Genomic DNA, 1,580 nt, shown 5'->3' on the forward strand with positions numbered 1-1,580 from the left:
GGATTATGCCATTACGCTGGGTATGGAGGCGAAAGAAGAGGCTATTTCAGAGATAGACGGGGACTGCATCTGCCATACCATTAACGGGAAGCCCATAAAGCCCAAAACACTGGGACAGAAGGCTTATGTGGAGGCTATACGGAAAAATATGATCGTATTTGGCCTGGGCCCTGCCGGCACGGGGAAAACCTATCTGGCCATGGCTATGGCTGTTACGGCCTTTAAGAATGACGAGGTAAGCAGGATCATCCTCACCAGACCGGCCATTGAGGCAGGAGAGAAGCTGGGCTTTTTGCCGGGGGATCTGCAAAGCAAGGTAGACCCTTATTTAAGGCCCTTATATGATGCCCTATATCAAATCATGGGGGCGGAGAGCTTTGCTAAAAACATGGAAAAGGGATTGATCGAGGTGGCTCCTCTGGCATATATGAGGGGACGCACTCTTGACAACGCTTATATAATTCTGGATGAGGCCCAGAACACTACCCCGGCGCAGATGAAAATGTTTTTGACCAGAATCGGCTTCGGCTCCAAGGTAATTGTGACGGGGGACTCCTCCCAAAAGGCCCTGCCTGTGGGAACCAGGTCAGGCCTGGACGTAGCGTCCAGGGTTTTAAGCAGGATTGACGACATTGCCTTCTGCCATCTCACCAGCAAGGATGTGGTGCGCCATCCTCTGGTACAGAAAATTGTAAAGGCATATGATGAGTATGAAGCAAAAGAAAAAAACAGAAGCAGAGTGAAAAATGGACGAAAATAAGAAAAAGCTGCGAAAGCTGACAGCGCTTCTCCTGATGGCCGAGCTGGGCGCTGTTTTTTTGGGAGCAGCAGGGGTTTCCATTGTTTTATGGATGCGCCGGGAGCCCTTGGATAGCGCCTTGCAAAAGATATTGTTTACGGTGATGGGGCTGGCCGCCGCCGGATTTCTTTTCCGGCGGGAATATATCAGGGACCGTTTGGATTATGACAACGCAGAACACCCCTTTCGCTTTTGGGCAGGCCTTGTTGTCTGCATAGCTGCCGCCTGTGTGTGCGGCTTTCTGCCTGCGGGAGGCTGGCCCTTTCCCGTTATCTATTTGATTCTTTCTTTGTTTGGCAGTACAAATGTAGGTATTTTGTCGTCTTCTGTGCTTTTGATGGTTTCAGTATTTGCAGGAGGCGCGGATGTAATTGTATTTTTCCTGTATTTTATCAGCGGTATTTTTGTGGCTGCGCTTTTTTACTGTTCCGAAGGGGAATTAAAAATCGGACAGCCTCTTTTTCTTTCCATGCTGTGCCTCTTACTGTGCGAGACTGCCGGCATTGTGCTGACGGACAATAACAGGCTCAATTTCGAAAGCTTTGTGATCCCGGTTTCCAATATCATAATCAGCGGTATTTTGATGGCCGGGTGTATGAAGGTGTTTTCATCCACAGTGTTTTATCGGTACAGAGAAAAGTATCTGGAACTGAACGACACGGAAAATCCCATGCTTGTGCAGCTGAAGGACACGGCCAGAGAAGCCTACTTTCAAAGTGTGCATACTGCCTATTTTTGTGAGCGGATTGCCCGCGGGCTTTCACTGGACGCAGATGCGCTG

At 49.2% G+C, this 1,580-nt stretch carries 2 protein-coding genes; both read left to right on the forward strand.

Annotation, left to right across the window (positions count from 1 at the left end):
• Window positions 1–760, forward strand: a 760-nt coding sequence (locus AC1WIP_RS15745; RefSeq protein ID WP_481142714.1) for a PhoH family protein, incomplete at its 5' end; no start/stop codon positions are given.
• A partial coding sequence (locus AC1WIP_RS15750) for a hypothetical protein (protein WP_481142715.1) occupies window positions 747–1,580 on the forward strand: 834 nt, incomplete at its 3' end. The genes AC1WIP_RS15745 and AC1WIP_RS15750, both read left to right, overlap by 14 nt.

The sequence above is a fragment of the Acetatifactor sp. genome (assembly GCF_982438285.1).